Origin of the sequence: Nonomuraea sp. NPDC049269 (genome assembly GCF_043197155.1) — a bacterium.
GTDB lineage: Bacteria > Actinomycetota > Actinomycetes > Streptosporangiales > Streptosporangiaceae > Nonomuraea.
In genome coordinates, this window is sequence record NZ_JBICSO010000002.1 from 582,240 (window position 1) to 609,236 (window position 26,997).

29 protein-coding genes are annotated in these 26,997 nt (G+C 69.6%); 14 read left to right on the plus strand and 15 right to left on the minus strand.

The features are described 5' to 3' along the window. Positions 1-312: 312 nt before the first annotated feature. Positions 313-2,889, minus strand: coding sequence for a DEAD/DEAH box helicase (locus ACGFNP_RS12395; RefSeq protein WP_393317728.1), 2,577 nt, complete (start codon positions 2,887-2,889; stop codon positions 313-315). Between the two features lie 408 nt (positions 2,890-3,297). Here ACGFNP_RS12395 and ACGFNP_RS12400 point away from each other — a divergent pair, with 408 nt between their 5' ends. The 4 genes from ACGFNP_RS12400 (at position 3,298) to ACGFNP_RS12415 (ending at position 7,667) form a co-directional block, all read left to right on the plus strand. Continuing rightward, on the plus strand, positions 3,298-3,648 hold the full coding sequence (locus ACGFNP_RS12400) for an STAS domain-containing protein (protein WP_020542579.1): 351 nt from the start codon (positions 3,298-3,300) through the stop codon (positions 3,646-3,648). Between the two features lie 2 nt (positions 3,649-3,650). Next, a complete protein-coding gene (locus ACGFNP_RS12405) occupies positions 3,651-4,088 on the plus strand; it encodes an ATP-binding protein (RefSeq protein ID WP_219529099.1) in 438 nt (145 codons plus the stop codon). Between the two features lie 552 nt (positions 4,089-4,640). Then, positions 4,641-6,959 carry a sodium-translocating pyrophosphatase gene (locus tag ACGFNP_RS12410; protein WP_358339378.1) on the plus strand — a complete coding sequence of 773 codons (2,319 nt, stop codon included), beginning with the start codon at positions 4,641-4,643 and terminating at the stop codon, positions 6,957-6,959. A gap of 231 nt (positions 6,960-7,190) precedes the next feature. Then, positions 7,191-7,667 (plus strand): histidine phosphatase family protein, encoded by a 477-nt coding sequence (locus ACGFNP_RS12415; RefSeq protein ID WP_358339380.1) that lies wholly within the window; start codon positions 7,191-7,193, stop codon positions 7,665-7,667. Here ACGFNP_RS12415 and serB read toward each other — a convergent pair. The 3 genes from serB to ACGFNP_RS12430 are packed head-to-tail and all read right to left on the minus strand — an operon-like array spanning position 7,657 to position 10,587. After that, positions 7,657-8,874 carry a phosphoserine phosphatase SerB gene (serB, locus tag ACGFNP_RS12420; RefSeq protein WP_358339382.1) on the minus strand — a complete coding sequence of 406 codons (1,218 nt, stop codon included), beginning with the start codon at positions 8,872-8,874 and terminating at the stop codon, positions 7,657-7,659. The genes ACGFNP_RS12415 and serB overlap by 11 nt on opposite strands. 49 nt (positions 8,875-8,923) lie before the next feature. Then, positions 8,924-9,934 (minus strand): S-adenosylmethionine:tRNA ribosyltransferase-isomerase, encoded by a 1,011-nt coding sequence (locus ACGFNP_RS12425; RefSeq protein ID WP_393317733.1) that lies wholly within the window; start codon positions 9,932-9,934, stop codon positions 8,924-8,926. Then, complete coding sequence (locus ACGFNP_RS12430; RefSeq protein ID WP_393317736.1) at positions 9,931-10,587, minus strand: SDR family NAD(P)-dependent oxidoreductase; 657 nt, start codon at positions 10,585-10,587, stop codon at positions 9,931-9,933. Before ACGFNP_RS12430 ends, ACGFNP_RS12425 begins: the two co-directional genes overlap by 4 nt. A gap of 123 nt (positions 10,588-10,710) precedes the next feature. Between ACGFNP_RS12430 and ACGFNP_RS12435 the strand changes: the two genes are divergently transcribed. Both ACGFNP_RS12435 and ACGFNP_RS12440 read left to right on the plus strand, forming a co-directional pair. Continuing rightward, positions 10,711-11,838, plus strand: a complete 1,128-nt coding sequence (locus ACGFNP_RS12435) for a GAF domain-containing sensor histidine kinase (protein WP_393317739.1) — start codon at positions 10,711-10,713, stop codon at positions 11,836-11,838. Next, positions 11,835-12,461, plus strand: coding sequence for a response regulator (locus ACGFNP_RS12440; protein ID WP_393317742.1), 627 nt, complete (start codon positions 11,835-11,837; stop codon positions 12,459-12,461). Before ACGFNP_RS12435 ends, ACGFNP_RS12440 begins: the two co-directional genes overlap by 4 nt. Here ACGFNP_RS12440 and ACGFNP_RS12445 read toward each other — a convergent pair. Further along, positions 12,453-13,067, minus strand: a complete 615-nt coding sequence (locus ACGFNP_RS12445; protein WP_358339392.1) for a response regulator transcription factor — start codon at positions 13,065-13,067, stop codon at positions 12,453-12,455. The genes ACGFNP_RS12440 and ACGFNP_RS12445 overlap by 9 nt on opposite strands. Before the next feature lie 37 nt (positions 13,068-13,104). Then, positions 13,105-14,295, minus strand: coding sequence for a sensor histidine kinase (locus ACGFNP_RS12450; RefSeq protein WP_358339394.1), 1,191 nt, complete (start codon positions 14,293-14,295; stop codon positions 13,105-13,107). Between the two features lie 136 nt (positions 14,296-14,431). On the opposite strand from ACGFNP_RS12450, the gene ACGFNP_RS12455 reads away from it, so the two are divergent. Beyond that, positions 14,432-15,367, plus strand: coding sequence for a CPBP family intramembrane glutamic endopeptidase (locus ACGFNP_RS12455; RefSeq protein WP_393317746.1), 936 nt, complete (start codon positions 14,432-14,434; stop codon positions 15,365-15,367). A gap of 89 nt (positions 15,368-15,456) precedes the next feature. Here the strand turns inward: ACGFNP_RS12455 and ACGFNP_RS12460 are convergent, their stop codons facing one another. Together ACGFNP_RS12460 and ACGFNP_RS12465 are read right to left on the minus strand one after the other, a co-directional pair. Beyond that, on the minus strand, positions 15,457-15,636 hold the full coding sequence (locus tag ACGFNP_RS12460; RefSeq protein WP_393317749.1) for a hypothetical protein: 180 nt from the start codon (positions 15,634-15,636) through the stop codon (positions 15,457-15,459). A 104-nt stretch (positions 15,637-15,740) separates the two neighbouring features. Continuing rightward, a complete protein-coding gene (locus tag ACGFNP_RS12465; RefSeq protein WP_393317752.1) occupies positions 15,741-16,070 on the minus strand; it encodes a hypothetical protein in 330 nt (109 codons plus the stop codon). Between the two features lie 166 nt (positions 16,071-16,236). Here ACGFNP_RS12465 and ACGFNP_RS12470 point away from each other — a divergent pair, with 166 nt between their 5' ends. From ACGFNP_RS12470 to ACGFNP_RS12480, 3 genes are read left to right on the plus strand one after another with little or no spacing between them, the layout of a single operon-like run. Further along, positions 16,237-16,563, plus strand: a complete 327-nt coding sequence (locus ACGFNP_RS12470; protein ID WP_393317755.1) for a multiprotein-bridging factor 1 family protein — start codon at positions 16,237-16,239, stop codon at positions 16,561-16,563. Then, on the plus strand, positions 16,470-16,844 hold the full coding sequence (locus tag ACGFNP_RS12475; RefSeq protein WP_393317758.1) for a DUF5753 domain-containing protein: 375 nt from the start codon (positions 16,470-16,472) through the stop codon (positions 16,842-16,844). The genes ACGFNP_RS12470 and ACGFNP_RS12475 overlap by 94 nt, the downstream gene beginning before the upstream one ends. Positions 16,845-16,863: 19 nt before the next feature. Next, positions 16,864-17,058: a DUF397 domain-containing protein gene (locus ACGFNP_RS12480; RefSeq protein ID WP_358339421.1), complete on the plus strand. Its 195-nt coding sequence runs from the start codon at positions 16,864-16,866 to the stop codon at positions 17,056-17,058. 73 nt (positions 17,059-17,131) lie between these two features. On the opposite strand, the gene ACGFNP_RS12485 is transcribed toward ACGFNP_RS12480, so the two are convergent. Next, positions 17,132-17,965, minus strand: a complete 834-nt coding sequence (locus ACGFNP_RS12485; protein ID WP_358339423.1) for a hypothetical protein — start codon at positions 17,963-17,965, stop codon at positions 17,132-17,134. A 70-nt stretch (positions 17,966-18,035) separates the two neighbouring features. Between ACGFNP_RS12485 and ACGFNP_RS12490 the strand changes: the two genes are divergently transcribed. Further along, positions 18,036-18,824, plus strand: a complete 789-nt coding sequence (locus ACGFNP_RS12490) for an ABC transporter ATP-binding protein (protein ID WP_358339425.1) — start codon at positions 18,036-18,038, stop codon at positions 18,822-18,824. Here ACGFNP_RS12490 and ACGFNP_RS12495 read toward each other — a convergent pair. Together ACGFNP_RS12495 and ACGFNP_RS12500 are read right to left on the minus strand one after the other, a co-directional pair. Beyond that, complete coding sequence (locus ACGFNP_RS12495; protein ID WP_393317763.1) at positions 18,821-19,327, minus strand: hypothetical protein; 507 nt, start codon at positions 19,325-19,327, stop codon at positions 18,821-18,823. The genes ACGFNP_RS12490 and ACGFNP_RS12495 overlap by 4 nt on opposite strands. Before the next feature lie 30 nt (positions 19,328-19,357). Beyond that, a complete protein-coding gene (locus ACGFNP_RS12500; protein WP_393317766.1) occupies positions 19,358-20,167 on the minus strand; it encodes an ArsR/SmtB family transcription factor in 810 nt (269 codons plus the stop codon). A gap of 128 nt (positions 20,168-20,295) precedes the next feature. Between ACGFNP_RS12500 and ACGFNP_RS12505 the strand changes: the two genes are divergently transcribed. Genes ACGFNP_RS12505 through ACGFNP_RS12515 form a run of 3 tightly spaced genes read left to right on the plus strand, consistent with a single transcriptional unit; the run spans position 20,296 to position 22,256 of the window. Next, complete coding sequence (locus tag ACGFNP_RS12505; protein ID WP_358339430.1) at positions 20,296-21,219, plus strand: SPFH domain-containing protein; 924 nt, start codon at positions 20,296-20,298, stop codon at positions 21,217-21,219. Positions 21,220-21,251: 32 nt separating this feature from the next. Next, positions 21,252-22,007 (plus strand): sulfite exporter TauE/SafE family protein, encoded by a 756-nt coding sequence (locus ACGFNP_RS12510; RefSeq protein WP_358339431.1) that lies wholly within the window; start codon positions 21,252-21,254, stop codon positions 22,005-22,007. A 30-nt stretch (positions 22,008-22,037) separates the two neighbouring features. After that, on the plus strand, positions 22,038-22,256 hold the full coding sequence (locus ACGFNP_RS12515; protein WP_358339433.1) for a hypothetical protein: 219 nt from the start codon (positions 22,038-22,040) through the stop codon (positions 22,254-22,256). 30 nt (positions 22,257-22,286) lie between these two features. Here ACGFNP_RS12515 and ACGFNP_RS12520 read toward each other — a convergent pair whose 3' ends face one another. The 4 genes from ACGFNP_RS12520 to ACGFNP_RS12535 form a co-directional block, all read right to left on the minus strand. Beyond that, a complete protein-coding gene (locus ACGFNP_RS12520) occupies positions 22,287-23,126 on the minus strand; it encodes an NAD(P)H-binding protein (protein ID WP_393317771.1) in 840 nt (279 codons plus the stop codon). A 28-nt stretch (positions 23,127-23,154) separates the two neighbouring features. Further along, positions 23,155-24,033 (minus strand): Rieske 2Fe-2S domain-containing protein, encoded by an 879-nt coding sequence (locus tag ACGFNP_RS12525; RefSeq protein WP_358339436.1) that lies wholly within the window; start codon positions 24,031-24,033, stop codon positions 23,155-23,157. A gap of 63 nt (positions 24,034-24,096) precedes the next feature. Continuing rightward, positions 24,097-24,708 (minus strand): HD domain-containing protein, encoded by a 612-nt coding sequence (locus ACGFNP_RS12530; RefSeq protein WP_358339439.1) that lies wholly within the window; start codon positions 24,706-24,708, stop codon positions 24,097-24,099. A 1-nt stretch (position 24,709) separates the two neighbouring features. Next, on the minus strand, positions 24,710-26,899 hold the full coding sequence (locus tag ACGFNP_RS12535; protein ID WP_393317775.1) for a molybdopterin-dependent oxidoreductase: 2,190 nt from the start codon (positions 26,897-26,899) through the stop codon (positions 24,710-24,712). Between the last annotated feature and the right edge of the window lie 98 nt (positions 26,900-26,997).

Sequence of the window (26,997 nt, forward strand, 5' to 3'; positions counted from 1 at the left end):
ACGGCCAACCCGACCCGTCTTCCGGCCTCCGATCTCGGTCCGGGTCCTCGGTCCGGGTCCTCGGTCCGGGTCCTCGGTCCGGGTCCTCGGTCCGGGTCCTCGGTCCGGGTCCTCGGTCCGGGTCCTCGGTCCCGGTCCCGGTCCCGGTCCCGGTCCCGGTCCCGGTCCCGGTCCCGGTCCCGGTCTGCAGTCCGGGTTCCCGGCCCCGGTCCCCGGCCTGCGATCTCATCGACTCCGCCCTGTATGCCGGAGGAATCGGCCGAGGGTGGTTTCGCTTGGATACATCCAGGCTTCGGGTGGTTGAGTGTTCGGCTAGACCGAGGTGGGAGTGGAGCGGAGCAGGGTGTCCAGAAGGTGGATGGCGCCGCGTTTGTCCAGTGGCTCGTTGCCGTTCCCGCATTTCGGGGACTGGATGCAGGATGGGCAGCCGCGTTCGCACTCGCAGGAGGCGATGGCCTCGCGGGTGGCCGTGAGCCAGTCGGTCGCACGGGCGTAGCCGCGTTCGGCGAAGCCGGCGCCTCCCTCATGACCGTCGTACACGAACACCGTCAGCAGGCCCGTGTCCGCGTGAAGTTCCGTGGAGACGCCGCCGATGTCCCAGCGGTCGCAGGTGGCGAAGAGGGGGAGCAGGCCGATGGCGGCGTGTTCGGCGGCGTGGGCGGCGCCGCCCAGGTCGAAGCCCTCCTCGGCCAGGGCGGCCACCTCTGAGGCGGGGAGGGTCCACCAGACCGCGCGGGTGCGGAGGGTACGCGGCGGGAGGTCCAGAGGCTCGTCGCCGAGCATCTCGCCGGACTGGAGGCGGCGCTTGAGGTACGAGACCACCTGACGGGTCACCTCCACCTCGCCGAAGTGGAGGCTGCCGGGGCCGAGGTCGTGCGAACGCAGGGAGGCGAGGACGGAGATGTCCGTGATGTCGCGCGCGAACGTCGTGTAGTCGGGCTGCGAACTGCCTACGAGGGCGACCCCGGCTTCCAGGTCGAGGAGCTCTACGAGGTACGTCTCGCCCTGGTGCAGGTAGACGGCGCCGGTGTGCACGGTGGTGTGGGCGGACGGCTCGTCCACGCTGCCCAGGAGGCGGCCGGTCGCGGACTCCACCACCTGGATGGGCGCGCCTCCGCCGCCCCTGATGTCGGCCAGGTCGGTGGCGCGTTCGCGCCGGGTCCAGAACCAGCCTGCGGGACGCTTTCTGAGCAGGCCCTGCGTGACGAGGTCGGCGAGGACGTTCGGGGCAGTGGGGCCGAAGACGGGCAGGTCGGCGTCGGTCAGCGGGATCTCCGCGGCGGCGGCGCAGAGATGGGGGCCGAGGACGTACGGGTTGTCTGGGTCGAGCACGATCGCCTCTACGGGCTGGCCGAAAAGGGCTTGGGGGTGGTGTACGAGGTAGGTGTCGAGGGGGTCGTCCCTGGCGATGAGTACGGCGAGAGCTTCCTGGCCGTCGCGGCCTGCTCGGCCCGCCTGTTGCCAGAGAGAGGCTCGGGTGCCCGGCCAGCCGGCGATGAGGACGGCGTCCAGGCCGGAGACGTCTACGCCGAGTTCGAGGGCGTTCGTGGTGGCCAGGCCCATGATGGAGCCCGAGCGGAGGGCCTTTTCGAGCAGTCTGCGGTCTTCGGCGAGGTACCCGGCCCGGTAGGCGGCGATTCGGTCCGGGAGGTCGGCCCAGTCGGCGGAATCGGGCAACGCCCAGGACAGTGCGCCCTGGTCTGGGGGCGGCGAGGGCGCCTCGCGATCAGCGGACGCCGAGGGGACGTCCCCGCCGTGGTCGAGGAACGGCGGGGTGATGCTGCGGCCCGGCGGCTGGGAGGGCCCGTCGTGGTCCAGAGTGGGCGCTTCGCGGTCTGGGGACGGCGAGGCGGCACCCTGGTCAGGGGACTGCGAGGGGGTGCCGTGGAGGGTGGGCGACAAGGGGGCGTCGTGGTCTGGGGACTGAGAGGGGGCGTCGCGGTCGGTGGGCGGCAAGGGGGCGTCGTGGTCTGGGGACTGCGAGGGGGTGCCGTGGAGGGTGGGCGACAAGGGGGCGCCCTGGTCGGGGGCCGCTGTGGGGAGGTCCTGGACTGTGGGAAGTGGTGGCGTGCCGAAAGCGCCGGCCGTAGGGGCGCTCGTACCCGATTGCGTGCCTGAGCCGCCCGTGGGCGCCCCAGGCGTACCACCTAGGGAAAAAGCGACGTCGGCGAGTTTGGCGCGGGCAGCGAGGGCGACCGTTTCGGCGCCGCGGCGTGAGCGGACGAAAGCGAGGGTGCGGACGTTCGCCAGGACGAGGTCCGTGAGGAGGTCCGCGGCCTCGGCCGTGGCGGTGCGGCGCACTGGAGCGCCTCTCTCGCCCCGTAGTTCGGTCAGGGGCGGCTCCCAGAGCGCGATGGTCGTCGCACCCTTCGGAGACCCGTCCGACGTCACCTCGGCCATCTCAAGCCCCGTCAGGCGCATCGCGAACGCCCCGGGTTCGCTGGCGGTCGCTGAGGCCAGCAGGAAAACGGGCTGAGAGTTGTATCGGGCGCAGATCCGGCGCAGGCGGCGCAGGATCTGCGCCACGTGCGAGCCGAACACCCCGCGGTACCCGTGGCACTCGTCCACCACGACCATGCGCAACCGCCGGAAGAACGATGACCACTGGGCATGCCGCGGCAGGATGCTTCGATGCAGCATGTCGGGATTTGTCAGTACGTAGTTGGCGTGCTGCCGGATCCAGGTACGTTCCTCGAACGGGGTGTCACCGTCGAAGCAGGCCGCGCGGAGCTGTGTGATGCGGAGTTCGCGGAGGCTGCGGAGTTGGTCGGCGGCCAGGGCCTTGGTGGGTGTGAGGTAGAGGACGGTGCCGCCGTCGAGGCAGGAGGCGACGGCCGGAGTGAGGTACGCCAGCGACTTCCCGGACGCCGTTCCGGTAGAAATGATCACGTTTCGGCCACGATGGGCTAGGTCGGCGGCTTCGTACTGGTGTGGCCACAATCCCGAGATGCCGCGGTTCGCCAAGCGCGTAACCAAGAGTTCCGGCGCCCAATTCGGCCATCCCGCTTGACCAGCCTGACGTGCTGGAACATGCTCCACATGGGTGACACGCTCATGACGTGCGGGAACTCCGAGCAGGTGCCGGAGGAGTGGACCTGGCCGGTGTGGGGAGGAAGCGGAGGAAGTCACTGTTTCCAGTCTGCATCCGTGGGCAAAGTCGCCGGGAATCGTGATTTCGTATAGACACAAGCCAGACGCGTGGTTGAATGCCGCGCGTCGGGGTCAGACGGTCTGGAGCCCCGTTCCAGACTGCCAGGCCCGCAAGGGTACTTTCGCAGGCGAGGCGCTGGAGGATCTGTGGATCTGAAGTTGGATCACCACAACGAGGACCGACTCACCATCGTCGAGGTCGAGGGTGAGATCGATGTCTACACGGCGCCGAGATTGCGTGAGCTCCTCATAGACCTGGTGAACAAGGGCAACTTCCACCTTCTCGTCAACATGGAGAAGGTCGACTTCCTCGACTCGACGGGCCTCGGTGTCCTGGTCGGGGGGCTCAAGCGGGTTCGGGCGCACGACGGTTCGCTCGAGCTGGTGTGCACGCAGGAGCGCATCCTCAAGATCTTCCGGATCACCGGGCTGACCAAGGTCTTCGGGATCTACGCTTCGGTCGACGAGGCCAAGGAAGCTCACGGCAAAGACAAGTAGTGATGGCTACCGTCGAGCTCACGTTCAGCGCCCTCCCCGCGCATGTGCGGACCGCCCGGCTGGTCGCGACGGCGATCGCCCGGCGCACAGGCGTGGAGGAGTCACTGCTGGACGAGGTCAGGCTCGCCGTCGGTGAGGCCTGCTCCCGGGCGGTTGAGGCGCATCGCGCACACTGCCCGGGAGAGCCCATCCGCATCGAGCTGAAAGACGATTCGGGGCGGTTCGAGGTAACGGTCAGCGATCAGGCTCCCAGCGACGAGATCAAGCAGGAGCAACCTCTCGATCTGGGCATGCTGTCCGACTCGTTCATGTCAGGGTTCGGCATCGCGGTGATCGCGGGGCTGGCCGATGACGTGGAAGTGTTCCCCAGTCCCAAGGGGATGCGCATCCGCATGAGCTGGCCCGCCGCGCGCAACGGTCACGTACCGACGCAAGCATAATTTTTTCTTTACGGCACAGCACGGTGGGCCCCAACCGCCGACCGTGGCTGGGCCCTGTCCAGGGGGACGGTCCTCTGGTGATACGGGGCCGGGCGCCGATACGAGGCCCGGCACCCATGGCTTCCGCCAGCCGACAGCCATAGGGCCTCCCTACAAGGCCGAGTCGTGGTGCCCACGGCTCGGCTTCGGCATGTCCAGAGCTCCAGCCCGTCCAGAGCTACAGCCAGTCCAGAGCTCCGGCGCGACCGAATCCCAGGTTTCGGGCGTGTCGTTTCGGGCACCTTGTCATGGCCGTAAACCGGCGGAAATATCGGTTGTCAGATGGCAAATCGCCGTGCTGGCAGGGGATTACTGGACGCGTGGCCAAATAGCGACCGGCAGAGCCTTCATATCCGCGCAGCCCGTGCGTAGACTCCCGGCACCGGCCAAGGTGATCCGGCGAAACTGCGGACTCATCCGGAAGCGGCACCCACAACCCGGATGGTGCCGCACCAGCCCGCCGATCTTTGCAGCACCGCCCGGGCAGGACGACCGGTCTTGCCGAGGAGAACGATGTTTAGGCAACTGCTGGCCGCAGAGCCAGCGTCCAATCTGGCCCTGAGCGGTAACAATCTCACTATCGTGATCGTGGTCGCCGCGGTCGCACTGATCGCCCTAGCCGTCGCCGGCGGCCTGGTGCGCGAAGTGCTGTCCGCCGACGCGGGCACGGAGCGCATGCAGGACATCGCCCGTGCCGTACAGGAAGGGGCCGCCGCGTATCTCGCGCGGCAGTTCCGCACGTTGGCGGTCTTCGTCGTCGTGATCCCCTTCCTGCTGCTCCTACTACCGGGTGAGACCGATGTGCGCATCGGCCGCTCGATCTTCTTCGTGGTCGGGGCGGTATTCTCCGCGCTGACCGGCTTCATGGGCATGTGGCTGGCCGTACGCGGAAACGTACGCGTCGCGGCGGCCGCCCGTGATTCGGGCGAGAAGCGCGCCATGCGCATCGCCTTCCGTACAGGCGGCGTGGCCGGCATGTTCACCGTGGGCCTCGGCCTGTTCGGCGCGGCCATTGTCGTCTTCGTCTATCAAGGTGACGCGCCGGGTGTCCTCGAAGGCTTCGGCTTCGGGGCGGCACTGCTGGCGATGTTCATGCGAGTCGGCGGCGGCATCTTCACCAAGGCCGCCGACGTGGGCGCCGACCTGGTCGGCAAGGTCGAACAGGGCATCCCGGAGGACGATCCGCGTAACGCGGCGACGATCGCCGACAACGTGGGCGACAACGTCGGCGACTGCGCGGGTATGGCCGCCGACCTGTTCGAGTCGTACGCGGTCATGCTGGTCGCCAGCCTCATCCTGGGCAAGGTGGCCTTCGGCGAGCAGGGACTGATCTTCCCGCTGATCGTGCCCATGATCGGTGTGCTCACCGCGATCATCGGCATCTTCGTCACCCGGATGCGCGACGGCGACCGCAGCGGTATGGCCGCCATCAACCGCAGCTTCTTCATCTCGGCCGCGATCTCCGCGGTGCTGGTCGCGGCGGCGGCGTTCTGGTACCTGCCCGACACCTTCGCCGAGCTGACCGGCTCAGCAGTGCAGTCCACCGCCAACCCGAGGCTCATCGCCATCGGCGCGGTGATCATCGGCCTGGTCCTGGCCAGCGCCATCCAGCTGCTGACCGGCTACTTCACCGAGACGACCAGGCGTCCCGTCCGCGAGATCGGCGAGAGCTCGGCCACCGGCCCCGCGACCGTCATCCTGGCGGGCATCAGCGTCGGCCTCGAATCGGCCGTCTACTCGGCGCTGATCATCGCGGGCGCGGTCTACGGCGCGTTCCTGCTGGGCTTCGGGAACGTGACGATCGCGCTGTTCGCGGTGGCGCTGGCCGGCACCGGCCTGCTGACCACGGTCGGGGTCATCGTCTCGATGGACACCTTCGGCCCGGTCTCCGACAACGCGCAGGGCATCGCCGAGATGTCCGGCGACGTCGAGGGTGAGGGCGCACGCGTGCTCACCAGCCTCGACGCCGTCGGCAACACGACGAAGGCCATCACCAAGGGCATCGCGATCGCCACGGCGGTGCTCGCGGCGACCGCGCTGTTCGGCGCCTTCCGCACGGCCGTGGAGACGCAGCTCACCGATGCGACTCAGTCGGTCAAGGAGGCGCTCGGCGCGTTCTCCACGTTCAGCCTGAGTATCGACCAGCCCAACGTGCTCGTCGGTCTGGTCATCGGCGCGGCGGTCGTGTTCCTCTTCTCCGGCCTGGCGATCAGCGCGGTCGGACGGGCCGCGATGCGCGTGGTCTTCGAGGTACGCGACCAGTTCCGCAACCACCCGGGCATCATGGACGGCACGGAGAAGCCCGAGTACGGCCGCGTCGTCGACATCTGCACCCGTGACTCGCTGCGCGAGCTGGCCACGCCCGGCCTGCTGGCGGTCATGACGCCCATCGCGGTCGGCTTCGCCTTCGGTTACGCGCCGCTGGGCGCGTTCCTGGCCGGGGCCATCGCGTGCGGCACGCTCATGGCGGTCTTCCTGTCCAACTCGGGCGGTGCCTGGGACAACGCCAAGAAACTGGTCGAGGACGGACACCACGGTGGCAAGGGGTCGGCGGCCCACGAAGCCACGATCATCGGTGACACGGTCGGCGACCCGTTCAAGGACACGGCAGGTCCGGCCATCAACCCGCTGATCAAGGTGATGAACCTGGTGGCGCTCCTGGTGGCGCCGGCGGTGGTCCTGTACGCGGGCAACCCGGCGCTGCGCATCGGGATCACGGTCGTGGCGGTGGGCGTGGTGGTCGGCGCGATCCTCGTCTCCAAGCGCCGTTCGGTCTCCAGCGAATCGACCAGCAACGACAACAACAGGGAGCACGAGCCGGTGGCTTCGTAGCGACCCCGTCCGGACGCCCGCTCCTCCGAGGTCTGGGGGAGCGGGCGTTTCACGTGCAAGAAACGGAGGGTCAGGTGCGGCACCCGCGGCACCCCGGTGGGAAACTGGGCGGATGAACGACAAGCCGCCCAGCGGCGGCAAGACGCTGGCCTACATCCTGCTGGCGATGCTGGCCATCCTCGCCGTGATCGTCGCGCTGGGCGTGTGGGCGACGAGAGGATGATGAAGCACGTGCGTACGTTGATCGTGCTCCGCCACGCCAAGGCCGCGCAGATTCCCGGGCTGGAGGACAGCGAGCGCCCGCTGACGCACAGGGGCGAGCGCGACGCGAAGCGGGCCGGGGACGAGGTGCGGGCCCTCGGGCTGGCTCCCGACCTGGTGCTGTGCTCCCCGTCCCTGCGTACGCGGCGCACCGCCGAGCTGGCCTTCCCCGAGGTGGCGGTCAGCTACGAGCGTGACGTCTACCAGGCCTACCCCGAGGAGCTGCTCGCGCTGGTCAAGCTGACCGATCCGGAGCTCGGGACGGTGGTGCTGTGCGGTCACAACCCGGGCGTGCACGAGCTGGCGATCTCGCTGGCCGGGGGCGACTACGGGTTCCGGCCGGGCTCGTTCGCGGTCATCCGTACCGAATCCGACTGGGTGGACCTGTGGCCGGGCCAGGCCGAGCTGGTCACGCGCTGGGACCCCAAGGGCGAGGTCACCGGCTGAGTACGCCGTCCTCGGCGTCCGCCGCCTCCACCTCGTCCCTGGAGATCCCGAGCAGGTAGAGGATCGAGTCGAGGTAAGGCGTGTTGACCGCCGTGTCCGCCGCCTCCCGGACGACCGGCTTGGCGTTGAACGCGATGCCGAGCCCGGCCGCCGCGATCATGTCGAGGTCGTTGGCCCCGTCGCCGATGGCCACCGTCTGACTGATCGGCAGCCCCGCCTCGCGGGCGAAGCGCTCCAGCGCGCGGGCCTTGCCCGGCCGGTCGACGATCTCGCCGACGACCCGGCCGGTGAGCTTGCCGTCGACGACCTCCAGGACGTTCGCCGCCGAGTAGTCGATGCCGAGGTCGTCGACCAGGGAGTCGGTGATCTGGGTGAAGCCGCCGCTGACGATGGCGAAGCGGTAGTCGAGCCGCTTGAGCGTGCGGACCAGCGTACGGGCGCCGGGGGTGAGCACCACCTGCTGGCGTACCTGCTCGAACACCTCCGCCGGCAACCCCTCCAGCAGCGCGACCCGGCGGCGCAGCGACTCGGCGAAGTCGAGCTCGCCGCGCATGGCCTCCTCGGTGACCCGGGCGACCTCTTCGAGACAACCCGCGTGCCCGGCCAGCAGCTCGATGACCTCGCCCTGGATGAGCGTGGAGTCGACGTCCATGACGACCAGCCGCTTGGCCCGCCGGGACAGGCCGGTGCGCTGCACGGCCACGTCGACGTGCAGGGCGGCGGCCTCGGCGGCCAGCTCGACGCGGAGCGCGCTCGGGTCGGCGCCGGAGACCGACAGCTCGATGCAGGTGACCGGCCACTGGGCGAGGCGTTCGATGCGGTCGATGTTCGCGCCGGCGGCGGCGATGCGCCCGGCGATCCCGGCGATCGCGGCGGGCTGGAGCGTCGCGCCCAGCACGCTGACCGACAGGCGGCCACGCCGGCGCTGCTCCTTGGTCTGCGAGCCGGTGGAGAGCTCCAGCTCCAGGCCGAGGTCCTCAGCCACCCGCTCGACGGCGGTCCACATGGCGCCGAGGGTGCTGCCCGTGCCGGTCGACGGACCGCCCGCGTACGCGACGAGCACGCCCAGGGTGAGCCGGCCGCGGATGACGACCTGCTCGATGTCGGCCACGGTCACCGGGAAGCCCGAGAGAACCGAGAAAAGCCGAGAAGTGACGCCCGGCCGGTCTGGGCCGGTCAAGGTAATCAGGAGGGTGCGCTGGTCCACATTGAGCCAGGCTACTGCGCACGTTCCGCCGCATGAGCACGAGGGGCCACTATCGGCTCAGCAGCAGGTGGGTGTCACCGAACTCGTGCCACAGGTATCCCTCCCGCAGCGCCGCCTCATAGGCGAGGGTGAGCGGCTCCCGTTCGGCGATCGCGCTGAGCATCATCAGGTGGCTCGACCTGGGCTCGTGCAGCCCGGTGATCAGCCCGTTCACGGCTTTCACCCCGATGACGGGCGTCACGATGTGCCGGGTCCAGCCCGCCGAGGCGGCCACCTGCCCGTCGCCGCCGACGGCCGTCTCCAGTGCGCGCACCACGGTGGTCCCGGCCGCCACCACCCGCCCGCCGTTCGCCGCGGTCAGGTTGACCAAGCGCGCCGTGGCCGCGGGCACCTCGTAGCGCTCGGCGTAGGGCGGCTCGTCCTTCTCCGGCGAGGCGACGCCGGTGTGCAGGGTGATCGGCGCGATCCCGACGCCGCGCGCCACCAGAGCCGTGACCAGCTCGGCGGTGAACGGCCGGGCCGCGCTCGGCATCTCGGCGCTGCCCGGCACGGTGGCGAAGACGGTCTGGTAGGAGTCGATCGGCCAGTCTCGGGACACGTAGGAGTAGCGGATCGGCACCCCGTGATCGCGCAGGTACGCCTCAACGTCACGGTCGAGCACGGCCCGCCACAGGCGCGGTGTCTCGCGTTCGATGAGCCGCAGCGTCGCCCGTCCCGGCAGCGGCAGCCACTCGCCCGGCTCGCCGCCGCCGTACGGCTCGGAGGCCTTGGAGTTACGGCGGCGCAGTTCGACCAGCCAGGTGCCGTCCTCGCGCGCGGTGGAGAAGTGCACGGCGAGCCGGTCGAGCCTGATGGCGGCGGGCAAGGTCGCCGAATTGTTGACCACGATCAGGTCGCCGGGGTCGAGCAATCCCGGCAGGTCGGTGAACCGGTGGTGCTCCGGCGGGAGCGAGCCGCGCGAGACCAGCAGGCGCACCGAGTCGCGGGTCAGCCCGCGCGCCTCGGGTGGTTCGTGCGCCGACAGCGTGTCCGGCAGCGCGAAGTCGAGCGCGGCGGTCATTGCAGGCTCACCCGGCCGCTCGCCGGGCGTGACCTGACCAGGTCGTACAGCGCCGCGGCCACCTTGGCGGGATCCGTGGCGCCGGCCGCCTCCTCGGCGCCGACGGCGTCGGCCAGCATGCGGGTGTTCATCTCGCCGGGATCGGCCCACCAGACGGCCAGATCGGGCTCTTCGGCCGCCAGCACGTTGGAGAGCTGCTCCAGGGCGGCCTTGGTGGCGCCGTAAGCACCCCAGCCCTCGTAGGCGCCGGTGGCGGCGTCGGAGGTGATGTTCACGATGGCGCCGCGCGTGGCGCGCAGCGCGGGCAGCGTCGCCTGGATGAGGGCCAGGGGAGCGATCACGTTGGTCTCCAGCAGCGCCCCGAACTCCTCCCGCGGGTACACCGCCAGCGGCGGCAGCGGAGTCACGCCCAGCCCGCTCGCGTTGTTGACCAGCAGATCCAGCTCAGGTACGGCCCGCGCGAGCCGCTCGACGTGCGCCGGGTCGGTCACGTCGCCGGGGATGGCGGTGGCGCCCAGCTCGGCCGCGACCCGCTCCAGGTCCGCCGCGCCACGGGCGGTGAGCAGGAGCTCCCACCCGGCGGCGGCGAGTGTCGTCGCCAGAGCCAGACCCAGGCCGCGGGAGGCGCCGGTGATCAGTGCGGTGTTCGTCATGTCTCGACGTTAGGAGCGCGGCGGCGGCCGGACATCGGGCTGAGGGCTCGCCTCGTCCTGGGCAGATGGACCTAGGACCAATGGGGCGTGGGCGTGGAGGCCCAGGCCCATAGAGTGGATCCCGTGGCCTCCGACAGAGCCTCCGACAGAGACGAGATCATGCAGGCGGTGAGCACCGCCGTGCTCGCGGTCACCCGGCACCTCTCGGTGCGCGAGGTGCTGCAGGTCATCGTCCGCTCGGCCCAGCGGCTGCTCGACGCCCGCTATGCCGCGCTCGGCGTGCCCGACGAGGACGGCTCGTTCGCCGAGTTCGTCGCCGAGGGTCTCACCGACAAGCAGTGGGACGCGATCGGCCCGCTGCCCAGGCAGCATGGCATGCTCGGCGCGATGCTCCGCGACGGGGCTCCGGTGCGGCTGCCCGACCTGCGCGAGGACCCCAGGTTCGAGTGGTGGCCCAAGGCGCATCCGGTGATGAAGGACTTCCTCGGCGTCCCGATCCGCGACGGTGAGGAGGTACTCGGCATCATCTTCCTGGCCAACAAGCGCGCCCCCGACGGCTTCACCCCGGCGGACCAGGACCTGCTCACGCTGTTCGCCGCGCACGCCGCGATCGCGCTGACCAACGCGCGGCTGTACGAGCGGGGCCGCGAGCTGGCCATGCTCGAAGAGCGCAACCGGATGGCCCGCGAGCTGCACGACGCCGTCACCCAGAAGCTGTTCTCGCTCCGGCTGACCGCGCAGTCCGCCGCCGTCCTGCTGCGCAGCGCCCCGGACGAGGCCGCCGCCGAGCTCGAACGCGTGCAGCGTCTGGCGGGAGAGGCCCTGGCCGAGCTCCGGGCGGTGATCGTCGAGCTGCGCCCGGCCGAACTCGACCGGCACGGCCTGGCGGAGACGCTGCGCAAGCACGTGCGCCTGCTCGACCGGCTCCACCCCGCGCGCGTCACGTTCGAGGGCGACGAGCTGCCGCCGCTCGACTCGGCGATCGAGGTGGCGGTGCTACGGGTCGCGCAGGAGGCGCTGCACAACGCCCTCAGGCACTCCGACGCCAGCCTCGTAGAGGTACGCCTGGGCGACGAGGGCGGCAAGCTGGTGCTGACCATACGAGACGACGGCAAGGGCTTCGAACAGGCCGAGTCGCGCGGCCTGGGCCTGGTGTCGATGAGGGACCGGGCGGAGTCCGTCGGCGGCGTCATGACCGTGGCCTCGCCCCGCGACGAGGGCACGACGGTCCGAGTGGAGGTAGGCGTTTGATCCGGGTGCTGATCGCCGACGATCATCCAGTGGTGCGGCAGGGCCTGCGGACCTTCCTCGACCTCCAGGAGGACATCACGGTCGTCGGCGAGGCGGCCGACGGGGCCGAGGCCGTCGCGCTGGCCGGCGAGCTCGTCCCCGACGTGCTGCTGCTCGATCTGAAGATGCCGGTGCTGGATGGGCTCGGCGCGCTGGCCCGGCTCTCGGGGGCGCTGCCCAGGGTGATCGTGCTGACCTCGGTGAGCGACCGGTCCGACGTGGCTCCGGCGATGCGGGCGGGCGCCGCCGGGTTCCTGTACAAGGACGTCGATCCGAACGCGCTCGTGCAGGCGGTGCGGGCCGTACACGGGGGGCAGGTGCTGCTCGCCCCCGAGGCGGCGGAGGCGATGCTGACCGGCGCGAACGGCTCGCCGGCGACATCGATGGGTCCGGTGTCGCTGACGGAACGGGAGCGCGAGGTGCTGGCGCTGATCGCGGCCGGCCAGTCCAACCGGGAGATCGCCAGGAGCCTGTCCGTCGCCGAGAAGACGGTCAAGACCCACGTGTCCAACGTGCTGATGAAGCTCGGCGTCCAGGACCGCACCCAGGCCGCCCTGTACGCCGTACGCCACGGCTTAGCTTGACCTGGCGATGTGAATGGCCAGCTGGGTGCGGTCGCGTAGCCGCAGCTTGCGCAGGATGCTGGAGATGTGGTTCTTCACCGTGCCCTCGGTGATGAACAGCCGCCTGGCGATCTCCCGGTTGGTCGCGCCATCGCCGACCAGGACGGCCACCTCGTGTTCGCGTTCGGAGAGCTGGTCGGCGAGGTGCGGCGGGGCGGGGGCGCTGCGCAGCTCGGCGACCACCCGCTCGGCGGCGACCCCGCCCAGCACGGTCTCGCCCCTGGCCGCCTTGCGGATGGCCGCCACCAGCTCGTCGGGCGGGGTGTCCTTGAGCAGGTAGCCGCGGGCGCCGGCGCGCAGGCCACCGAAGATGTAGTCGTCGTCGTCGAACGTGGTCAGGATGATCGCGGGGATGTCGAGCCGGCCGATCAGCTCGATCCCGTCCATTCTCGGCATCCGGGCGTCGACCAGCGCCACATCGGGCCGGGCCGAGGGGATCAGGTCGAGCGCGGCCAGCCCGTCCGCGGCCTCGCCGACGACCTCGATGCCTTCCTCCAGCTCCAGGAGCTTGCGCAGGCCCTGGCGCATCAGCACCTGATCGTCCACGATCAGCACCCGTACGGTCACACACCCACCCCCACTCCGACGATCAGCACCTGTACGGTCACACACCCACCCCCACTCCGGCGGGCAGGCTGACCCGTAACGCGAACCCGCCGCCCGTGAGGCTTCCGGCGTGGAGCGAGCCGCCGAGGGCGCCGACCCGCTGGCGCAGCCCGGTCAGGCCGTGCCCGGCGCCGAGCTCCTCGTCCGTCGCGCCGTGCCCGTCGTCGGTGACGGCCAGTTCGACGCGGTCGTCCGCGGTGCCGAGCACGACCTCCACGTGCCGCGCTCCCGAATGGCGTACCGCGTTCGTCAGCCCCTCCTGCAGCGCCCGGTACATCACCAGCTCGGCCTGTTCCGCCAAGGCCGGTTCCGTACCCTCCGCACGGAACACGACGTCCAGCCCGGTGCCCTCGAACGACCTGGCCAGCTCGGCCAGGGCCGCGGCGCCCGCCTTGCCCTCCAGCGCCAGCGGCTTGAGCGCCCGTACCCAGCGCCTGGTGTCGGCCAGGGCCTCGACCGTGAGCTGCTGGGCCTGGCGCACCTCGGCCCACGCCTCGCCGGGGCGGGCCTCGCGGTAGCGCTGGGCGTTCTCCAGACCAAGGTTGATCACCGTGAGGTAGTGGCCGACGGAGTCGTGCATCTCGCGCGACATCCGGGCCCGCTCCTCGGCCACCGTGAGCTCGCGCACCCTGGCGGCGTAGCGGCGCAGCTCCGCGTGGGCGCCGGTCAGCTCGGCCAGCAGCCGCTCGTTGTCGCCGGCGCGCTGCCTGGCGCCCAGCAGGACGCGGGCGGTGATCAGCGCCCACACGGTGAACACGGCCATCACGGTCGCCTCGCCCAGCGCCGAGGAACCGCGCCCCGCCATCAGATTGCCGATCAGGGAAAGGAGCGTCGCGGCCACACTGAAGCCGGTGCCGCCGCCGAGCCCGAACACGCAGACGACGTGCACGATGGTCACCACCACCAACGGGATGGTGGTGATCGCGCCTCCGACGGCCATCCCGCCCAGTGAGGCCAGTACGAAAAGCAGGCTCAGCGCCTTGCGGCCAGGCCTCGCCGCGCGATTCCATCGCAGGAGCCGCCAGCCGGCCAGCATCACCACGGGCGGTACGCAGTACGCCCACGGCACACGGCCCGCGCCCGCCGCCATGAGCAGGGCCCAGAGCAGCATCAGATCCGAACAGTAGAAAAGGGCGCTGAGAATGTAGGGGGCGCGCTCATCGGTGCCATGTGTCCAACGATCAGCCACGCTTCCACGCTAACAGCGGGGACGGCGGAGCCCTCGGGCTGAGCGGCCGAACATGACCTGCGACATATGGAAGGACAGGCCGGGATCGGTCTCGCGCAGGATTCGCCCGGCTACGCCGATCTCTACGTTCAGGCATATGAACCACGATTTCGTCAATGCCGCGACACGCAGCACCCATCCGCTGGTGGCGGTCCTGCTGGCGCAATTGATCTACGCCGCGGGGGTCGTCATCGGAATGGCGCTCTTGCTGCCTCTCGGCATGCTCTTCCCCGGCAGGCAGTCGGGCCCGCTCCTCGCGATCCTGCTGCTGCTGACGACCGTGATCCAGCACGCACCGATCTTCGTGCTGTTGTGGCTCTGGACGCGCTTCTACGAGAAGCGGCCGTTCGCCTCGCTCGGCCTCACCTGGGGCAGGGACGCCTGGCGGCAGCACCTGATCGGCTTCGGCCTGGGCGCGGCCTTCATCGCGGGCTGGCTTGTGTTGCAGTACGCCACGGGCAACCTGCGCGTCGTCGGCTCGCTGTGGGACTCCGCCCTGATCTACCTGCTGCCCGTGTCCTACCTGTCCAGGATCATGATGATCGCCATCGAGGAGATCCTCTACCGGGGCTGGATCCTGCAGAGCGCCGGGGCGCGGTGGGGCGTGCCCGCAGGCATCGCCCTGTCGTCCGCGGCGTTCGCGCTCTTCCATTTCTTCGGCCCCCTGATGCTGATCGCGCCGCTGCACACCTTCCACTGGGTGCTCGCGACCAACCTGGTGCTCTGGTCGGTGCTGGCGGCGCTGCTCACGCTGACCGGGCGCGGTCTCTGGGCGGCCATGGCCTTCCACGCAACGTCGCTCTGGCTGGCCAGCCAGGTCTTCGTGGTGGCCGGGCCGGGCCAGCGCCCGCCGGACATGGCCGTGCTCCTGCTGAGCCAGCCGAAGGCGAGCCCACTGGCAGGGGAGGCGGCCCTGGCCGGGCCCTTCACCGGCCTGCCGACCACGCTCCTGCTGGCCGTCCTGTGCGTGGGCGCCTTGGCGGTCTATCGCCGGAGGTCTCGCGTCGAGCCGCCCACAGCCGTTCCTGCCTGATCCGCCGCGTGTTACGGCCTGACAACTCGTGCTTCTCGACGCCCTGATAGGCGTGGCGACGCCGTCCCTCCACCACGCCGCCACGCCGTCTACCAGGCGCTACCGGACAGCAACGCCGCCCAGATCACCCGAGCTTCGGCGAGAGACCATCGGCTGGTCTCGTGGATCTCCTGCTTGCGGTCAAACCGAACGGTTCGCCGGATGAACGCCTGCCCGCCGCCCTCGCACAGTTCGTAGACGGTGGCGCGGCAGGCGCAGGTCCAGTTCACCGGCCTTATGCGATCAGACGTCCGGCATGGATTCCGCCACTCCAACCGAGTGTGATCGCGCTGAGCCATGGCCACATGCGGGCTCAGGCACTCTTCCAGCGACATCACGACGCGCCCCCATGGACCGGCTCCGACAACGAGCGGCTTTGATGTAGTTCCACGTACCGACGCGCGACACAACGGGCGACGGTAATCGGGTTTTCCACGTTGTAGACCGTGTAGAGCCGTCGTCCTGTCCGCCCCGAGATCTGCCCCGTCCACCAGCGGTAGACGAAGCCGTCCGTCCAGACCAGAGGGTCAAACCAGACGGACACCAGGGCGACGCCGTAGCCATCATGAACGTTAGCGAAGATCCCGTGCTGTTTCAGTGCGTTACTGAGCTGGTCGGCGGCGTGGACGGCAGGCGTCCGGGTCAGCAGAGCGGGAGCGATCATCGTTGTCCGTCTCCTCTCGGCGCGGTTGATGTTTGCAGTCGGATTGCCTTCCAAATGTGTAGCGAATTGACTACGTTCGGTAGTTGAATGCCTCCAACGGTGAACTCGCGGTTGCGTCTTTGGTAGGACACACAACGATTCGTGTAGTCCCTGTAGGACAGGAGTAGTGAGGCCCTCTCCGAGCGAGCTGGACGCGAACGCGAGCGTTCTTGCTTACTGGGGTTCCGAACTCCGTAAATACCGGGAGGCGGCGCAATGGAGTCAGAAGGAGCTCGTGAGAAGGATCTCCTATTCCACATCTCTTGTCGGTCTCATCGAGACGGCCAAGCGCGCGCCGACAAGGGAGTTCGCAGAGAAGTGTGATGACGCATTGGAGACGGATGGCGCTCTCGTCCGTCTATGGCCTTTGATCGGCAGGGACATCTACCCCGTCTGGTTCTCACCAAGCCGGACCCGCCCATGTTCTTGGCAACCCTGGACGAAGCCGTGTTGATCCGTCCCATCGGCGGCCCGCAAGTCATGCGCAAGCAGCTGGAGCAGCTTCTCGAATTGGTTCAGCGGCCCCGAATCACCATTCAAGTCATCCCGCTTGAAGTGCGCGCGCATGCCGGTCTAACCGGGGCATTCGTGATCGCGAGCTTCAGAGGATCGCCCGACATAGTCTATTTGGAAACCGCAGTCGAGGGTCAGATAGTCAACGGTCCCACTGAAATCGAGACACTGTTGACGCGCTTCGGGCGTGCGCTCTGCCACAGGCCGCGTCGGTGGCCCTGATTGAGAAGGCGACGGGATCATGAACCTGACGGACGCCCATTGGTTCAAGAGCAGCCACAGTGGCGGCAATGGTGGTGACTGCGTCGAGGTGGCCACCAACCTCCCCGGCATCGTTGCCGTCCGCGACAGTAAGGACCCCAGCGGCCCAGCTCTAGTGTTCGCACCCGAGGTGTGGGCCGACTTCATCGCGCAGGTGAAGGCAGGCAAGATCTAGGAGCTGGGCCAAACACCGACGCCCGTGCGTAGGCGTCCGGGCAGCCTGCCGCCGGAGGTCTCGGGCGGGGCTCCTACTGCTTGACCGGCTCGAAGATGGCGTGGTGTGCCGCCACCAGGGCCCGTCGTACGGCTCGGTCGAGGTCTCGCAAGGCGGCGCCGCGGGCGGCGATCTCCCCGGCGGTCAGGCCCCGCTCGTCGGCCAGTCGCAGCACCGCGGTCAGGCGCGTGGCCAGGGCGGAGACGCGGTGCGCCCGTGCCGGGTAGCCAGGTGCCAGCTCGCCGCCGAGCCGCCCCAGCCGCTCGGGCCACTCCTGTGCCGGTCCGCCGGCCGCGGCCAGCGTCTCGGTCGCCGACCGCATCGCGATCGCCAGCTCCCGCTCCGCCTCGGCCACGGACGGCAGGTCCACGCGTACGGGGCCCGACGGGTGTACGGCCAGTCGTACTCCGACATAGGACGACCCGCGCAGGTCGAGCGAGGGCACCAGCCCGAGGCACCGGTCGGAGAGCACTGCGATGACGGCCTGGCCGGCGTCCACCGCGGCCGCGTTGAAGGCGGGCGGGCCGGAGAGCCCGAGCGGGTCGCCGGGCGCGGGCAGCGCCAGCCGGAACTCGGTCAGTCCGTCGGACCGTAGCCCGGCGAGGTAAGCCCGCAACGGCACGTCGCCCACCGCAGCGGAACCCGGGACGTCGGCAGCGGAACTCGGGACGTCGGCCGGGGTGCCCAGGACGTCGGCTGGGGTGGCCGAGGCGTCGGCAGCGGAATCCGGCACGTCGGGGGGCCCCACGACGGCCGGACCCGAGGCGGTTTCGACCCGGTCGACGGCCTCGTCAAGGCCGACGTGACCGGCGAGCCAGGCGTTGCCCCAGGCGACCAGCGGAGGGGAGACAGGTGATTCAGGGAGCACCGGTCCACGATATGCGCTCGCCCTGCAATAGGTTTGTCCCGAGCGTTACTCCTAAAGGAGGGATCCGGGGATGGGTGGTCAGGTGCTGCGGCTCCAGGACGTCGCCGTCAGGCGCGACGGGGCGGCCCTGTTGCGCGGCATCGACTGGACGGTCAATGAGGACGAGCGGTGGGTCGTCATCGGGCCGAACGGAGCGGGCAAGACGACGTTGTTGCAGGTCGCCGCGACGCTGCTCTATCCGAGCGAGGGCATCGTGGAGGTGCTCGGCGAGCGGCTGGGCCAGGCCGACGTCTTCGATCTGCGGCCGCGCATCGGTCTGGCGAGCGCCGCGCTGGCCGAGCGGATCCCGCCGGAGGAGAAGGTCATCGACCTGGTTCTGACGGCGTCCTACGCGATCATGGGCCGCTGGACCGAGGAGTACGACTCCAACGATGTCACCAGAGCCGTCGAGCTGATCGACATGATGGGTGCCGCGCATCTGATCAGGCGCAGGTTCGGCACGCTGTCCGAGGGTGAGCGCAAACGTGTGCAGATCGCCCGCGCGCTCATGCCCGACCCCGAGATGCTGCTGCTGGACGAACCGGCGGCCGGGCTCGACCTGGGCGGCCGGGAGGACCTGGTGCGCCGCCTGTCGGTGCTCGCGGGCGACCTCCGCTCGCCCACGCTGGTGCTCGTCACGCATCACGTGGAGGAGGTGCCCAGCGGGTTCACTCACGGGCTGCTGCTCAAGCACGGCTCGGTCGTGGCCCAGGGGCCGCTGGAGCACGTGATGACGGCCGACCACCTGTCACAGACGTTCGGGGTGCCGCTGTCGCTGGACCGCAGCGCCGAAGGACGCTGGTACGCCCGCGCGCACTAAGTGCCTGTTCTAAGTGGCTCCGGCAGTAGCGCCAGGAGTTGTTTCGCGTGGCCGGGCAGTTCCACTTCTGCCAGGCCCGTAATGAGATCCCTCAGCGGCATGGGCTGATCGACCAGGACTGTGCCGTTGGACAGAAGCAGGGTCGGCACCAGTGTGTCGAGCTCGGCCTCGCTCAGCATCGGTCCGCCGAGTGCACAGAGGGCGTCTCCTTGGTGGCGGATGCGGTCCCGGAGCCCCGTGTTGCCGCCGGAGCGCGCGATGACCCGTTCGATGGTCCAGGTGTCGAGCGCCATGCGGTTGTCGTACGTCGTGTTCGCTCCCGAGGCGATCGAGGAGACGGCGGTGATGGTGGCGGCGTTGACGATGACGACGTGGCCCAGAATCTGCTCAGCGCTCCATTCGCCGGTCGGCGGGGCGGGGCTCGGGTCGCCGGAGTCGGCCACAGTGGCGGCGGCGTCCAGCAGCGCGCGATAGGCATCCCGGAGCGGGGTGGTGTCCAGCATGTCGTCTTCCTTCTCAGTTGTGTGGCCGTCTTAGGCGTGCGCGTTATGCATCTCCCATGGGGCCTGCGGGAGGACGTCTCCGGTCTCGAGCAGCGACTTGAGGTTCGCCAGCACGGCCGGCCATCCGTTCGAAATGCCGTTGAGCATGGCCAGGTTGGCGAGATTCTCGTGGGTCACGGTGAGGCGGACGATGTCTTGGTGCGGTTCGACGAGAAAGGTGACGACCGACGGCTCTCTTGGCGCTTCGGGGTCAGGGGCGTCGTCGAAGGTGATGACCAGGCGCGTCGGGGGCTCGGCCTTGAGCACCTGACCGACGACATCGACGACGCCTGATCCGTCGACGCGCTGGTGCTCCCAGGCCGAGCCCGGCTGCCAGTCCGAAATGTTGGCGTGCCCCCAGTAGCGCGCCGTCAGATCCGCGTCCGTCAGGGCCTGCCACACCTGCTCCGCGCTCGCGCGGATGTAGGTGACGTAGACGTAGGTCGGTACGGGCGTGGGTTCGTTGGTCATGGCGTACTCCTCTGCCTTGTTCTTGATGGCACTGATCGCTTGCAGCCGGGGCTTGTCGAAGCCCGAGATCCAGCGCTCCTCGATCTCGTGGATCGGCGCCGGGTTGAGATAGTGCAGCCGCTCCCGTCCGCGCCGGACGACGGTCACGAGGTTGGCCTGCTCAAGGATCCCGAGATGCTGTGTCGCCGACTGGCGTGCCATGTCCAGGCGGTCACACAGCTCGCGCAGCGACTGGCCGTTCTTCTCCCGTAGCCGGTCGAGCAGGAGTCGCCGGGTCGGGTCGGCCAGCGCTTTGAAAATCGAGTCCATCGCTGTCGCTTCGAGGCTCACGCTCCATTATGCAGGTATTTACCTGCCTAATGTCAACTGGGTCATGAGACGCCCGCCGTAGATCGCTTCTATCCGGTGAACGGCCAGTAGGATCAACGAAGGCGATCCCCTCGGCCTCGGAGCGTGCCATGTCCACGTCGCAGCTCATCGTCGCCCTCGTTGTGGTCGCGGCGGTGGGGTTGGGGGTGGCGCGTACGGTCCGCATCATTCCCCAGGCGACCGCGGCGATCATCGAGCGGCTCGGCCGCTATCACCGCACCCTGAAACCGGGGCTCAACCTGGTGGTGCCGTTCATCGACCGGATCAAGGACCTGATCGACCTCCGCGAGCAGGTCGTCTCGTTCCCGCCGCAGCCGGTGATCACCTCCGACAACCTGGTCGTCTCGATCGACACCGTCATCTACTTCCAGGTGACCAATCCGAAGGCGGCCACGTACGAGATCGCGAACTTCCTGGTCGGAGTCGAGCAGCTGACCGTCACCACGCTGCGTAACGTGGTCGGCGGCATGGACCTGGAGAGTACGCTGACCTCCCGCGAGGAGATCAACACCGAGCTGCGCGGCGTGCTCGACGAGGCGACCGGCAAGTGGGGCATCCGGGTCAACCGGGTCGAGCTCAAGGCCATCGACCCGCCGTCCTCCATCCAGGACTCGATGGAGAAGCAGATGCGCGCCGACCGCGACAAACGGGCCGCGGTGCTGGCCGCGGAGGGGCAGCGGCAGGCGGCGATCCTGACGGCCGAAGGTGAGCAGCAGGCGGCGGTCCTGCGGGCCCGCGGCGAGGCGGAGGCGGCCGTGCTGCGCGCCCAGGCGGAGGCCGAGGCCCAAGCCATGCGGGCCAAGGGGCAGGCCGACGCGATCGGGATGGTGTTCAAGGCGATCCATGAGGGCAAACCGGACCAGCGGCTGCTGGCCTACCAATACCTGCAGATGCTCCCGGAGATCGCCAAGGGTGACGCCAACAAGATCTGGATCGTCCCGTCGGAGATGGGCCGGGCACTGGAGAATCTCGGCGGTCTTTTCGCGCCGCCCAAGGATGACCCCGACCGGTAACCGGGAAATGGTCCACCTCTAAGCTCTGTCGGGTGACAATTTGGGAGGCCGTCGCGGTGTTCGCGGCCGGGATCGCGGCCGGAGCCATCAACGCGGTAGTCGGATCGGGCTCATTGGTCACCTTTCCCGCACTCGTGGCAGTCGGCATCGACCCGGTTGTGGCGAACGTCTCGAACAACATCGGCCTGGTCCCCGGCTCCTTCACCGGCGCGTACGGCTACCGCGCCGAGCTGGCCGGGCAGCGCGAACGGCTGCTGCGCCTCGGGCCGGCCTCGGCGATCGGCTCGCTGATCGGCGGGATCCTGCTGCTGTTCCTCGACCCGAGTGTCTTCAAGGTCGTGGTCCCGGTGCTGATCGGGCTCTCCTGCGTGCTGGTCGTGGTGCAGCCCAAGCTCAGCGGCTGGCTGTCGGCCCGGCGCGAGGAGGCCGACCCCCACGGCGGCGTGGTGCTCTGGCTCGGTGTGCTGGGGGCGGGGATCTACGGCGGCTACTTCGGCGCGGCGCAGGGCGTGCTGCTGATCGGGCTGCTCGGCAGCTTCCTGACCGAACCCCTGCAGCGGGTGAACGCGGCCAAGAACGTCCTGGCGCTGGTCGTCAACGGGACCGCGGCCGTGCTGTTCATCCTCATCGCCCACGTGGACTGGTGGGCGGTGCTGGCGGTGGCGGTGGGTGCCACGCTGGGCGGGTTCATCGGGGGCACGTTCGGGCGCCGCATCCCCGCTCCGGTGCTGCGCGGCATCATCGTGTGCGTGGGAATTGTGGCGATTATCAAACTAGTGTACGGATAAATACCCGGCATTCTGGGTATAAATCCGTACATGAAGGGTGATCGGGTCGAGATCGTCATCGATGCGGGCGGCTCCCCGCGCACCTACGAGATCGCCGCCACCCGCGCCGGCCGCCGCGTCGAGGTGGCCACGGGGCGCGGGGTGGTCGAGGTCAGTGAGGTGACCAGGAGCGGCACCGCGGTACGTACCGCGCGATTCATGTCCAGCCGCATCCTGGCCCTGGTGGAACACCCGGCCGACGAGAGCTGAGCCGGCGCTCCCCAACAGCGGCGCGGAACGTCAGCGGAAGTCGGCCGCGTGGTCGGCGGCCCACTCGCGGAACGTCAGCGCGGGCCGGCCGAGCAGCTTCGGCACCGTGTCCGTGATCCGCTCCGGCGTGTCCACGAACGCTCCCCAGCCCGCGAGTGCGCCGTCGACGAACCGCGCGTCGCCCCACGCGGCCAGCAACTGCTCGCGGGCGGCCTCCAGTGGCAACTCCGCCCACCGCACCTCGTGTCCGACCGCCTCGCCGATGATCCGCGCCTGCTCGGCCTGCGACAGCTGCTCCGGCCCGCTGAGGGCGTACTTGGCCCCGCCGTGCCCGGCCGAGGTGAGCACGTGCACGGCCACGGCCGCGATGTCCTTCTCGTGGATCAGCGCCCGGCGCGCCTCCCCGTACGGCCAGCGCACCACGCCCTGCCTGACCTGGTCGGCCCAGCCGAGCGTGTTGGCCGCGAAACCGACCGGCCGCAGGAACGTCCAGCTCATCCCGGTATGCCGGATCAGCCGTTCCACCTCCTGGTGGAACAGCGTCGCCTCCTCCCCGTCGGCCAGATCCTCGACGTCGGCCGACAGGTAGACGACGCGGCGCGCGTGGGCGGCGATGGCCTTCACCACGGGTGCGGCGGTCTCGGCCGCGAAGCCGGGCCAGATCAGGAAGACGGACTCGACGTCCTTCAGTGCCGGTTCCAGGGTCTCGGGGGCGGACAGATCGCCCTTGACCACCTCGACGCCTTCGGGCAGCCTCGCCCGGCCGGGGTCGCGGACCAGGGCGCGGACCGGGAGGCCCGCCCCGGCCAGTTGGGAGACGACGTGCTTGCCTACGTTGCCGGTCGCTCCGGTCACCAGAATTCTGCTCATGGTCGGACCGTAGAACTTAAACCAATGTTCAGGTCAAGCTCGGCCGTACCTGGATCGTGCCGTCGCTCCGGATCCGGGTCTCGAAGGTGGGCGCGGGCGCGGTCGCGGGACCATGCTTGACGGAGCCGTCGGCCAGCCGGAACGTGCTGCCGTGCCAGGGGCAGACCACGCACGCCTCGCCGTTCTCCACGACGAGCCGGCCCTGGTGGAGCGGGCCCGCGAGGTGTGAGCACCGGTCGGCGAGCACGGTGACGCCCTCGGTGTGCCGCAGCACGAAGAGCTGGATGTAGCCGAGTCGCCGCGACACGGGACGGCCCTTGGGCAGGTCGTTGACCAGGCACAGGTCGTGCCAGCCCAGCGGTACGAGATGGGTGACCTGGGGAGCGTGGTTGGCGCCCGCCGCCTGCCGGTAGGCCAGATGCCCGCCCAGGTAGGCGCCGAGGCTGCCGGCGCTGAGCCCGGCGACGGTCAGCACCTTGCCGGCGCGTTCGTCCCCGCGCAGCCGGGCCAGCAGCGAGGCGGAGAAGAGCCCCAGCGCGGTCACGTTCGCCAGCATGTGCACGAACCCGACGCGCTGCTGCTCGCGGTGGAGCGACGACCAGTCGGTCAGGCCGGCGGCCGCGGTCGGCAGCGCGCTGCCGAGGCCGGTGGCCAGCAGCAGCCGCGCGGCCCGGGGGTCGGCGTCGGTCCAGTCGAGCACCGCGGTGGACATCCAGCAGCCCAGGCTGAAGGTGGCGAGCGGCGGATGCAGCGGTTTGCCCGTGGGCACGCCGTGCAGCCAGTCGCGCAGCCGTCCCGGCCGGATCCGGTCGCGTACGGCCTTGGCCAGCACCCGGATCGGCCGGTCCATGGCCTTGGACCGCTCAAGCCGGTCGGCCAGATCGACCGGCCCCGCGAAACGCCGCAAATACCGCCGGTTAGCTCGCACTATCTCTTTCACGACAAGTCCCCTACCCCGGGCATGAGGGCATCACTCGGACAGGTGCCCCCTGGCCACGGAGAGCTCGACCAGCTCCAGCGCGTACGCCCCGAGCGACGGCGAGCCGTCCTCGATGAGCCGTACCTTCTCCTTGACCTGCGCGGCCGTCACCTTGAACAGCGACCAGGTGCCGCCCTCGGTGTGGTGGTTGGCCAGGATCGGCGCGAACCGGTCGAGCGCTCTGGCGAACCTCGCCTCCTGCGTCTCCCGAGCCTCGAACTCATCCCAGAGCGCCCGCATCCCCGCCCCCTGCTCGCCCGGGAGCAGCGCGAAGATGCGGTCCGCGGCGGCCCGCTCCGCGTCGGGCTGGGCGGCCACCGCGGCCGTGTCGTAGACGAACGTGTCACCGGCGTCGATCTCGACCAGGTCGTGCACGAGCAGCATCGCCACCACCCGCTGGATGTCGGTCCCCGGTGGCGCGTGCTCACCCAGGACCATGGCCAGCATGCCTACGTACCAGGAGTGCTCTGCGTCGTTCTCTCGCCGTGAGCCGTCCATGAGATGGTTGCGGCGGATGATCCGCTTTAACTTGTCGATCTCGACGGCGAAGGCGATCTGGGCGGTCAGGCGGTCCTCTTCTGGTGCGATAGTCACGCGCGACACCCTAATGTGCGGTGATCACACTGGTTGGCAGAATTGTTACGGGGACCCCATTGAACACGGCATTTCCCGACGGAACGTCGATAGCCGACTCATCGGTCAGCTCGTTCGCGCTGACCCCCGCGTGCTCGGCGGCGACCGTCTGAGCGCTGCCCCCATGTCCCCAGCCGTGGGGCAGGCTGACCACGCCCGGCATGATCGTGTCGGTGGGTTCGAGCGGCACCCTGAGCTCTCCCTTGGCCGAGCGGATCAGTGCCTCGCCGTCCAGTCCGAGCCTGGCCACGTCCGCCGGGTTGATCTGGAGCGTGCAGGTGTTGCTGCCGCCGACCAGCGAGCCCACGTTGTGCAGCCAGCTGTTGTTGGAGCGCAGATGGCGCCGCCCGATCAGCACGATCTCCGGCGGCTCCTGCTCCAGTCCGGCGCGCAGCCGCTCGACGTCCTCGATGAGCTGCGGCGGCGCGAGCTCGATCACCCCGGAGGCGGTCCTCAGCACCTCGGCCAGCCGGGGCTCCAGCGGCCCGAGATCCAGTCCGTGCGGGTTGTCGAGCAGCTTGCGCAGCGACAGATCGCCCTTGCCCGCCCACTCGCCGTACGGGCCCAGCTTGAGCATCAGGTCGAGCCGGAGCTCGGCCCCCGAATCGCCGTCGAGCGCGGCCCGCAGCTCGGCCACGTCGCGCCCCTCCACACCGGAGCCCGGCAGGTCGACGGCCTTGCGCAGCATCTGGTCGATGACGAACTCGTCGAGGTCACCCTCCAGCCCGGACGCGATCATGGTGAGTCGGGCCAGGATCTGCGCCTCCGACGGCTGCCCGTCCAGCGGCAGCAGCGGGCGCGAGTAACGGGTGTAGTTGCGTACCGCGAAATTGAGCAGGGCGAAGTCGTAGTGCCCCGACTGGAGCGCCCGCGGTGGCGGCAGGATGACGTTCGCGTGCTTGGTGGTCTCGTTCAGGTACGGATCGACGCTGACCATGAAGTCCAGCTGCCCGAAGGCCGCGTCGAGCCGGGTGCCGTGCGGCGCCGAGAGCACCGGATTGCCCGCCACGGTGACCAGGAACCGGAGCTGCCCGTCGCCGGGCGTCTCGATCTCGTCGGCGAGCGTGGCGACCGGCAGCTCGCCGTTCGCCTCGGGCAGGCCCCTGACGCGGCTCTTCCACCGGCCCAGTGTGTACGGCCTGCGGGCCACGCCGAACTCGGTGGCGGGTTTGGCGAACATGGCGCCGCCGGGCCGGTCGAGGTTGCCGGTGAGCACGTTGAGCACGTCCACCAGCCACTGGGCCAGCGTGCCGAACTCGGCAGTACAGGTGCCGATCCTGGCGTAGACGGCCGCCGTCCTGGCCGCCGCCAGCTCCCTGGCCAGCCGGACGATCACCTCGGCGGGCACGCCCGTGCGGCGGGACACCACGTCGGGCGGGAAGTGCTTGGCCGCCTCGCGTACCTCGTCCAGGCCGTTCACCTCGTGCGCCACTGTGGTCAGGTCCTCGGCCAAGAGCGTGTGCGCGATCCCGAAGAGCAGGTAGGCGTCGGCCCCCGGCCGGACGAACACGTGCTCGTCGGCCAGACCGGCGGTCCTGGTGCGGCGCGGATCGACCACGACCAGCCGGCCGCCGCGAGCGCGCAGCGCCTTGAGCCTGCCGGGGAAGTCGGGCGCGGTGCACAGCGAGCCGTTGGACTCCAGCGGGTTGGCGCCCAGCATGAGCAGGTAGTCGGTCCGGTCGAGGTCCGGCACCGGGACGGCGAGCGGGTGACCGAACATCAGCCCGCTGGCCACGTGCTTGGGCATCTGGTCGGCGGTGCTGGCCGAGAAGATGTTGCGCGTGCCGAGGGCCTTGAGCAGCGGCGTGCCGTAGAGCTGGCCCGCCATGTTGTGCACGTTCGGGTTGCCGAGATAGACGCCGACCGACTGACGGCCGTGCCGCTCCGTGACCTGGTCGAGGCCCTGTTTGACGGCGGCGAACGCCTCGTCCCAGCCGACCTCGCGCCAGAGCTCGCCCTCCCTGATCAGCGGCCTGCGCAGCCGGTCGGGGTCCTCGTCCAGGCGGCCCAGGCTGGCGCCCTTGGGGCAGATGAAGCCCTTGCTGAACGGGTCTTCCTTGTCGCCCCGCACGCTCGTCACGTGCCCGCCCTCGTCGAGGGTGAGCGTCAGGCCGCAGACGGCTTCGCACAGGGGACAGGTCCGGTGGACGGTCGACGTCATCTCGGCTCCTGAGTTCGTCAGTTGAACTCATCTTGGCCCGTACGGCACGCATGGGGAAGCCCCGGAGCCCCCGCGGTCTCCGGGGCTTGCACTGGGGA

Coding starts and splice junctions, on each gene's coding strand:
- ACGFNP_RS12430 (WP_393317736.1), bottom strand. CDS start 10,587: ATGACGAACACCGCACTGATCACCGGCGCCTCCCGCGGCCTGGGTCTG.
- ACGFNP_RS12410 (WP_358339378.1), top strand. CDS start 4,641: ATGTTTAGGCAACTGCTGGCCGCAGAGCCAGCGTCCAATCTGGCCCTG.
- ACGFNP_RS12475 (WP_393317758.1), top strand. CDS start 16,470: ATGGCCTTTGATCGGCAGGGACATCTACCCCGTCTGGTTCTCACCAAG.
- ACGFNP_RS12405 (WP_219529099.1), top strand. CDS start 3,651: ATGGCTACCGTCGAGCTCACGTTCAGCGCCCTCCCCGCGCATGTGCGG.
- ACGFNP_RS12535 (WP_393317775.1), bottom strand. CDS start 26,899: ATGACGTCGACCGTCCACCGGACCTGTCCCCTGTGCGAAGCCGTCTGC.
- ACGFNP_RS12495 (WP_393317763.1), bottom strand. CDS start 19,327: ATGCTGGACACCACCCCGCTCCGGGATGCCTATCGCGCGCTGCTGGAC.
- ACGFNP_RS12455 (WP_393317746.1), top strand. CDS start 14,432: ATGAACCACGATTTCGTCAATGCCGCGACACGCAGCACCCATCCGCTG.
- ACGFNP_RS12505 (WP_358339430.1), top strand. CDS start 20,296: ATGTCCACGTCGCAGCTCATCGTCGCCCTCGTTGTGGTCGCGGCGGTG.
- ACGFNP_RS12520 (WP_393317771.1), bottom strand. CDS start 23,126: ATGAGCAGAATTCTGGTGACCGGAGCGACCGGCAACGTAGGCAAGCAC.
- ACGFNP_RS12480 (WP_358339421.1), top strand. CDS start 16,864: ATGAACCTGACGGACGCCCATTGGTTCAAGAGCAGCCACAGTGGCGGC.
- ACGFNP_RS12515 (WP_358339433.1), top strand. CDS start 22,038: ATGAAGGGTGATCGGGTCGAGATCGTCATCGATGCGGGCGGCTCCCCG.
- ACGFNP_RS12490 (WP_358339425.1), top strand. CDS start 18,036: ATGGGTGGTCAGGTGCTGCGGCTCCAGGACGTCGCCGTCAGGCGCGAC.
- ACGFNP_RS12465 (WP_393317752.1), bottom strand. CDS start 16,070: ATGATCGCTCCCGCTCTGCTGACCCGGACGCCTGCCGTCCACGCCGCC.
- ACGFNP_RS12425 (WP_393317733.1), bottom strand. CDS start 9,934: ATGACCGCCGCGCTCGACTTCGCGCTGCCGGACACGCTGTCGGCGCAC.